The sequence below is a fragment of the Candidatus Neomarinimicrobiota bacterium genome (assembly GCA_041862535.1).
Taxonomy (GTDB): domain Bacteria; phylum Fidelibacterota; class Marinisomatia; order SCGC-AAA003-L08; family TS1B11.
Genome location: JBGVTM010000300.1, coordinates 1 through 7,810, shown reverse-complemented (window position 1 = coordinate 7,810; position 7,810 = coordinate 1). Strand labels below are relative to the sequence as shown.

Genomic DNA, 7,810 nt, shown 5'->3' with positions numbered 1-7,810 from the left:
ACACGGCGTGGCGGTCCTCAATTAGAAAAGATACCGAGCACTTGAACCAGGTATGGGCCAGTGTGATCAACTACAATGATTCAACACTATCGGTAAGCCTACCACAAAGTCAGATTCCCAATAGTTTCCGTCTTGGGCAAAACTACCCGAATCCCTTCAATCCCTCCACCACCATCCGGTATGATCTTCCGGAGAATACGCACGTCAGCCTAGTGATCTACGATATCCTGGGCCGAGAGTTAGTCCGTCTTGTAGATGTCTGGATTGCATCTGGGTATCAGAACGTCGTTTGGAATGGCAGGGACAAACATGGCCGGGAAGTCCCAACCGGCATCTACATCGCTCGGTTAGTGACAACAAAGTACAGCAGGGCGATTAAAATGTTGTTGCTGCGATAGACTTGCCTTTAGTCCCGACTTCTGCGTCCGGATCGAATGGCCTTCCGAAGGGCTCCCAAAGGCCGTCGTCCTGAGGCCAGTCTTGAGAGAAGTCGAAGGGCTCTCGAAGGACGTCGGTCTGAGGCCGGTGTCACACTGGGATATATCCTGAGCCTTTCATCCCGAAACCTCGGCTTTGGGTTGTCTGGCGGTTTGCTTCCCGCTTTTTCCTATTTCTCTATCAATCATCAATCGTCACTCATTCTCACGCACCAGGCTAAAACAGACCTGTTACCCATGTCCCCAGATTAATGTGTCACCTATGTGTCCGGTCTATACCCTTGAATTCCCTCTCCCGTGGGGAGAGGGACGGGGTGAGGGGTCAACTAGAAACTTCTTTTTCGCGCACCTCGCGCATCAGGCGCACCAGGCGAACGACAAACTACCTCCAATGGCTTATATTCCGGCACGATGAAAATGATGCCCCATACCACCCCGCCCTGCCCTTGGTCCCGCCGTAGGCGGTGGCTGCCGGTCCCTCAGAAAGCGGGGAGTTTACCCCGCCTAACGAAGTGTAGCGGGGCTGGATGCGGAGTAGAAAATTCTACACCTTGGATTTATCCCTCTCGTCGGGAAAAAACTTTATAATGCTGAATTTTGTATGGATTTTGTTGAATTTTAAGGACTCTTCCTGGACCCGGTCTGGAGAGCGCTCCATGCGCCCCTGCTCCCTCTCGCCCTCTCTCCTACTCTCTCTTCCTGCCGGCCTTACTGGCCTCGCTTTGGCGGCCGGCATCGTCTTATCCGTCGGTGTCAAGCAAGTAGGCGCATTCGCCCTTTGGCGGGCTGTCGGCACTCTTTTACGGTTGAGGATATTCGGAGTTTCTGATGAGCGATCATCGCTATTCACCTGGCCGCACATTCCTGACAACTCTATCCCGTCGAATCCGGTCTAAGTGACAAACTATAGTTCGATCACGATGAAAAACTAAGGGCCATTGCCATGACCATTTATACTCCTCTCTCTCGATTACCAGCGACAATCATCGTATGTATCCTGCTCTTGGGTTTCGTCCGGGTTGCCTCGCCCCAGGAGGCACCGGATACCAGCACCGCCGTCACCTTGGAACCTGCTCGGGACAGCTTGGCCTTGCAGGCGGAGAAGCCGGCGAAGTGGGGGCGGAGCAGGGAGTCCACTTTGTTCAAAAATATTAGAAAGGGAGACCTGGTAGGTGTCCAGCTCGCCCTGGGCGGCAACGTTGTCGAAGGGAACATGGCCGGATTCCAGATGGCCGGGGTCTACAACGTCGCCGAAGGCACCGCTAAAGGCGCCCAGGTGGCCGGCCTCGCCAATATTAGCGCAAGCGATGCCCATGCCGCCCAGATATCGGGCCTGGCAAATGTGTCGGGCGGTGACGCCGGATTCCAACTGGCCGGTATTGCCAATGTGGGTGAAGGCCGCACCATTGCACAGATCTCCGGCATTGCCAGTATCGCCGGCGAAAGCAGCGCCCTGGGACAGCTGGCCCTCGTTACCAATGTCTCCGGCCAGTCAGCGATCAGCCAGATTGCCGGCCTTGCCAATGTCTCCGGTTCTCACGCCTGGGTCCAGATCGGCCTGATCAATGTCACACCACAAGCCAGGTTACTGCAACTCGGCCTAATCAATGTTGCAGAAGAGCAAAAAGGTATACCCCTGGGATTGTTGAATGTCGTTGGCGGCGTCCCCATACGGACTGGCATCACTCTGGATGGTATGAACCAGGTCACGTTGAGCCTCCGGTCCGGCAGTCGCTACATCTACTCCGTCGTCGGACTCCAGGGCAACCGGTCTGCCACCTTGAAGTCACTCTCACCCCTCTTCGGCGGGGTCGGCCTCCAGCTGCCTTTCTGGCGCGCCGCCCTGGCTGTGGAATATGTCGGTAATCAACGCTCCGGTGATCCCGGCGACATGTTCGATATCCTCGCACTCCGGGCGAGTCTGCGCTTTAACTACCGGATGGGTCTGGTGGCGGGTGTCGCCGTCCCTTATCACTCAATCCGAAATGGCACGTATGATGACTACCTCGACCGCAGCTGGAGATTCGGATTTGAGTGGTATCGTCCCACACTCTAACGGAACCTGCCATTCTGCCGCTCACCTGCGAGCGGTGATCCCACCCCCGGATTCGCTACGTTTCCGGGGGTTTTTTTCGTTCTCCCCCATAGGGGCAATCCTGGTGCAAGCGCTGAGAGATTTGCCCCGCTGGTCTATGAGACTGACAGCCTAAAGCGAAAGTTACGATTACCTCCGATGGGAATGTCCTTCAGATACCCATTCTGTCATTGCGAGTCCGGGTAGGCCCCTCTGGCTGCGCCCTACGGGCGGTGCTGGTGTACGAGCTGGGAGTAACCCGCCCTTCCCGGCAGGGACCGGGTTCCCTCCCTTTTAAAGGGAGGGGCCATTCCCAAGGGGATCCCTACGGGACACGCAGCGAACGGGTAGAGGTTTTTCAGGCCGGTTGGCGGACAGGTGTATGAGCTGGGAATAACCCACCCTTCCCGGCAGGGGTCGGGTTCCCTCCCTTTTAAAGGGAGGGCCTCGACGTAGCCGTCTACGGCGAGTCAGAGGAGGTCCAGCCGCGGATACACGCGGATGAACGCTGGCAGGAAGATGGATAGAATAAGTTTATATACGATAAAAAATCCGCGTACATCTGTGTAAATCCGTGGCAAAAGAAGCCAGAGACGCCACGGACAGGCGGATAGGCGGCTCAGGGCAGGCCCCGCTACCCTTCGCTACGCGAGGTAAACTCAGGGCGACCCTTCGGGTCGCTTTCAGCGGCAGCGGTGGGGGCCTCAGGTGACCGAGGTCACAGGGGCCGGGGATGAGGTGGAGATTTCCGTGAAATGGCCGATAAGTAAGATGACGTGACCTTCACTGATACCGGGAGAAAAGCTATGACCCCCAGCCTGGAACTAGCCTTTGTAGGCATGAAAGTCAGCCTCGATCAGATGCAGTGTATCGGCGAGCAGTTCGCCCAGGTGGCCGCCGGAGGTAGCCTGGAAGTGGAAGACGTGGTGGAGCTGCTGACCGAGCAGCGGACTTTCGAGGCCAACGCCGCCGTGGCCCGGACCGCCGACCAGGTAGTGGGCTCGATGATAGATATCTTCGTGTAGTTTTCAGCCGCGCCGGAAATCCGACGCCAAGGCTTCCACACCCCCCCTCCGAAAAAAGTCCCCGGGGACTACCCCGGGGACTGTCTTTTTATATTGCAGATGGTGGGGTCTCTAGCGCAGCAGGATCATTTTCCTGGTCGCAGTAAAAGATCCGGCCTTGATGCCCCTGATTGATACCAAGGAGTGCCCTCCTTAATTGGAGCCGCTCAGCCTCCGGAAGTGCGGACAGAGCTGCCAATGGCTCGTACGGCGGGGTAAATTAGCTTATTAAAGGACTGTGAGCGGTCGTGAGCATCCGGATCAAAGCGGTAGAACCTGAGAGCCTGGGGGCCTATCTGGGCCTCAAGCCGGGTGACCGTGTGCTCAGGATCGACGGCCACCGGGTACAGGACCACCTTGACTACCAGTTCCGCATGGCGGCGGACTCGCCGCAGCTGGAGCTGGAGATCGCTGGCCGCCGGGAGGTGGTGAGGGTGGAGAAGGACGAGGACACCGATCTGGGCGTTGAGTTCGAGGACTTCGCCGTCCGCAGGTGCTCCAACGACTGCATCTTCTGCTTCGTGGGTCAGAATCCCACCGGGCTGCGGGAGAGCCTCTACTTCCGGGACGGCGACTACCGCCTCAGCTTCCTGTACGGCCATTACATCACGATGACCAACATGGGTAGCCGCGATCTGGAGCGCATTGTGGAGCAGCGCCTGACGCCCCTGTACATTTCGGTGCACGCGACGGAGCCGGAGCTGCGGCGCAGGCTGTTTCGCTATAGCCGGGAGGACCCGGCCGGTGGCGGGGACGATCACCTGCTGGCGAAGATGCGGTATCTGGTGGAGCACGGCATTGAGCTGCACGGGCAGGTAGTGCTTCTGCCAACCATCAACGACGGCCTCCACCTACGCCAGACCCTGGAGGAACTGCACCGGCTCAGTCCCGGCCTACGGTCGGTGGCGGTCGTGCCGGTCGGGCTTACGGCCCACCGCGGTGGCCTGGCAGCCATTCCGCCGGTTACCCCGGGGATAGCGCGGGACTTTATGCGGGAGTATGCCTTCCTGGACGAGACTTACCACCACGCCGACGGGGGCAGGTTCGTATTACCGAGCGACGAGTGGTATGTTCTGGCCGGTGAGGAGGTCCCGCCGGCGTCCTTTTACGAAGGTCTGGCGATAGAGGAGAACGGCGTCGGGCAGGTGCGGGCATTCCTGGACCGCTTCCAGGCCGAACAGGAGCGCCTGCCTCGTGCCCTGGAGAGGCCGATCCACTTCACCATCGCCACCGGAGTTCTGGCGGAGGGTATATTCCGGGAGCAGGTCCTGCCGCGCCTTAACGCCATCGATAATCTGACGGTGGGGCTGCAGGTGGTTCCCAACACCCTTTTCGGCGCGCCGGTAACGGTGGCGGGGCTGCTATCCGGCCAGGATTTTGTCACCTATCTGTCAGGCAAGGAATTAGGTGCGGCAGTCTGGACGACGCACCGGATACTGAGCGATGGGGGGGAGCTGACGCTGGACGACATGACGTTGGCGCAGATCAGCCGGCGTCTGGGGGTTCCGCTGAACGTGGCGGAAGACAGTATCCTGGAGATTTTCCAGCGGGGTATCCATCCCGCGGGCAGAATGAATCCTATAATGGGATCCCTTCAGGATGGCTAAACCGACCATCGCTATTCTGGGGCGGCCGAACGTGGGCAAGTCGACGCTGTTCAATCGGCTGGTAGGCCGGCGCCAGGCTATCGTGGACGAGACGGCCGGGGTGACGCGGGACCGGATTTACGGGTCGGTAGAGTGGGCCGGTCACGCCTTCCACCTGATCGATACGGGTGGTTATCTGGCTGACAGCGGCGATATGCTGGAGTCTGTTGTCCGGCGGCAGGCGGATATGGCTGTCGAAGAGGCGGACCTCATCCTATTCATGGTCGACAGCCGTGAGGGGATCACGCCCGACGACCGCGGCCTGGCTGATCGGCTGAGGAAGCTGTCCAAGCCGGTGCTGCTGGTGGCCAATAAGGTGGACGATGTGGTCCATGAGTCCCGCGCCCTGGAGTTCTACGAGCTGGGTCTGGGTGAGCCGCTGGCCGTTGGGGCCATCAGCGGCCGGGGTGTGGGTGATATGCTGGACGCAGCGCTGGAGCAGTTGCTCTGGGCCTGGAGGGAGGAGGAGCCCCTGGCTGAGGCTATCGGGCTGGCGATTGTGGGCGTACCCAACGTGGGGAAATCGTCCTTCCTCAATGCTATATTGAAACAGGAGAAGGCTATCGTAACCCCGACGCCGGGTACGACCCGGGACTCGATTGACTCGTTTATCCATTACATGGGCCGCACGCTGCGCCTGATAGACACGGCGGGACTCAGACGTAAGGCCCGGGTCAGGAATGCTATTGAATACTACAGCACCGTGCGGACCCTGCGATCCATCGACGAGTGCCACGTGGCTATCGTCATGGTCGACGCCGAGCAGGGTTTTCATACCCAGGACCGCCAGATCATGAGCCGAGTAATGGAGCAGGGTAAGGGATTGGTGGCGGCGGTGAACAAGTGGGACGTGATTGAGAAGGATTCGCGCACGGTGGGGCAGTGGACCGAATCCATGCGGGCGGCATATAAGCCGCTGGAGCATATCCCGCTGGTGTTCATGTCGGTGCATCATAACCAGCGGGTCTGGAAGGTGCTGCAGACGGCCCTGGAGGTCTACGAGCAGACCACCCGGTCAATATCCACCGCGGAGCTCAACAAGTTTCTGGCGGAAGCGGTCGACTATCTGCCGCCCCCGGCTGTCCAGGGCAAGCGCATCCAGATCAAGTACGCCACGCAGGTGCATCGGGAGCCGCCCCTGTTCGCCTTTTTCGGCAACCATCCCCGGCTGGTGCCGGTTACCTACAAGCGCTATCTGGAGAATCGGCTGCGGGAGCGGTTCGGCTTTGGCGGCGTGCCCATCAAGTTATCGTTCCGGCAGAAGTAGATGCACCCCATGCTTGCCATCGCGTTGACAACCGTTTTGCTGGCCGGGCAAACACCGGGCGACCGGCCTATCAAGTGCGGCTGGGGTAGCCATCCTGAGCTTTTGCAGGCCCGGATAGCGGCCACCCCGGGCCGGCCAAAACGGCATATGAGGTACATTTCACCTAGCGGTGAGTTCGCCGTTCACTATGATACGACCGCCCGCCTGGAGAATGGCGAGTTGGTGGACCACAGCCCGCCGCTCGCTTCTTCCCGACCCGATGGCATTCCGGATTGGGTTGTGGAAGTGGCGGCGGCCCTGGACTCGGCCAGGAGCCTGCTGCTGGATACGCTGGAATTCGATCCCGCCATCCCGGATGACGACGGGATTTACGATGTCTATCTCAAGGACTACCAGGGCACTACTTACGGGGAGACTCACTTCGAGACGGATGTGGGAGGAGGCCGGTATATCACCTATATGGAAATGGACAACGATTTCTCAGAAGAGGAAAGATACTACACCCATGGGATAGATGCGGCCAGGGTTACCAGCGCGCACGAGTATTTCCACGCAGTGCAGCTGGCCTACGGCTGGCGGGTGGGGAATAACTTCTTCTACGAGCTTTCATCAACCTGGTTCGAGGACATAGCCTATCCCGAGGTGAATGACTGGGTGAACTGGTTTTACATAGAGAACATAATAACACCCCCGATACCGTTTGGGAATCAGCCTACCCAGGCGATTCAAAACACTGACGGCTACTCCATTGCCATTTTCGGTCATTACCTTACTCAGACCTACGAGATGGACATCATGCGGCAGGCCTGGGAGCGTTTCAAAACGATTAGTGCGGTTGACGCCCTTAAAGAGCGTTTGAGTTCTTATGGCAGCAACCTCACCTCCGCCTGGACCGATTTTGTGGCGCGACTGTTTTTCAACGGCCGGGCCCCTGCCTATTATTTCTATCCTGATCAGAACCTGCTGGAGGTCCCTTCGGCGGGTCAATCGGAGGCGTTGTATAACAACCAGCAAGTGTCATTCCGGAACCTGCTGCCGGGGCAGGTGGATCTCACAGCTCTGGCAGCAGGCAAGGCCACGAGCCTATATCTGAAAGTGAGGACCGCACCGCCGGATTATGCGGCAAGGATTGTGTGCTACGACAGCGGCCACTACTTGGGAGCGATTGGTAGTTGGGAGTGGTATACGATCAGTTTGGACCGCGATTCGGAGGTGATCTTAGTAGCAGGTGGAGAAAGCGTCTTTACCCCAATCCCGTTGTATCGGCAAGTCACAATCAGATGTTGGTCGAATATATTACTGCCGAAGACCTGCCACCGGGT

At 58.6% G+C, this 7,810-nt stretch carries 7 protein-coding genes; 6 read left to right on the top strand and 1 reads right to left on the bottom strand.

All coding sequences use genetic code 11. From position 1 onward, the window contains the following. The coding region (locus tag ACETWG_10950; protein ID MFB0517102.1) for a T9SS type A sorting domain-containing protein at positions 1-398 on the top strand (398 nt) is incomplete at its 5' end. Positions 399-981: 583 nt separating this feature from the next. Here the strand turns inward: ACETWG_10950 and ACETWG_10945 are convergent. Beyond that, positions 982-1,173 carry a hypothetical protein gene (locus tag ACETWG_10945; GenBank protein ID MFB0517101.1) on the bottom strand — a complete coding sequence of 64 codons (192 nt, stop codon included), beginning with the start codon at positions 1,171-1,173 and terminating at the stop codon, positions 982-984. 207 nt (positions 1,174-1,380) lie between these two features. Here ACETWG_10945 and ACETWG_10940 point away from each other — a divergent pair, with 207 nt between their 5' ends. The 5 genes from ACETWG_10940 to ACETWG_10920 form a co-directional block, all read left to right on the top strand. Beyond that, on the top strand, positions 1,381-2,493 hold the full coding sequence (locus tag ACETWG_10940; GenBank protein ID MFB0517100.1) for a hypothetical protein: 1,113 nt from the start codon (positions 1,381-1,383) through the stop codon (positions 2,491-2,493). Between the two features lie 824 nt (positions 2,494-3,317). Next, the gene (locus ACETWG_10935) at positions 3,318-3,536 is read left to right on the top strand and encodes a hypothetical protein (protein ID MFB0517099.1); all 219 of its coding nucleotides are present in this window, start codon (positions 3,318-3,320) and stop codon (positions 3,534-3,536) included. Between the two features lie 287 nt (positions 3,537-3,823). After that, complete coding sequence (locus ACETWG_10930; GenBank protein ID MFB0517098.1) at positions 3,824-5,182, top strand: DUF512 domain-containing protein; 1,359 nt, start codon at positions 3,824-3,826, stop codon at positions 5,180-5,182. Next, the gene (gene der, locus ACETWG_10925) at positions 5,175-6,488 is read left to right on the top strand and encodes a ribosome biogenesis GTPase Der (protein ID MFB0517097.1); all 1,314 of its coding nucleotides are present in this window, start codon (positions 5,175-5,177) and stop codon (positions 6,486-6,488) included. The genes ACETWG_10930 and der overlap by 8 nt, the downstream gene beginning before the upstream one ends. 9 nt (positions 6,489-6,497) lie before the next feature. After that, positions 6,498-7,810, top strand: a 1,313-nt coding sequence (locus ACETWG_10920; protein ID MFB0517096.1) for an MXAN_6640 family putative metalloprotease, incomplete at its 3' end; no start/stop codon positions are given.

Excerpts from the sequence above, each read along its gene's own strand:
- ACETWG_10940 (MFB0517100.1), top strand. The coding sequence starts at position 1,381 with ATGACCATTTATACTCCTCTCTCTCGATTACCAGCGACAATCATCGTA.
- ACETWG_10935 (MFB0517099.1), top strand. The coding sequence starts at position 3,318 with ATGACCCCCAGCCTGGAACTAGCCTTTGTAGGCATGAAAGTCAGCCTC.
- ACETWG_10945 (MFB0517101.1), bottom strand. The coding sequence starts at position 1,173 with ATGCCGGCCGCCAAAGCGAGGCCAGTAAGGCCGGCAGGAAGAGAGAGT.
- der (MFB0517097.1), top strand. The coding sequence starts at position 5,175 with ATGGCTAAACCGACCATCGCTATTCTGGGGCGGCCGAACGTGGGCAAG.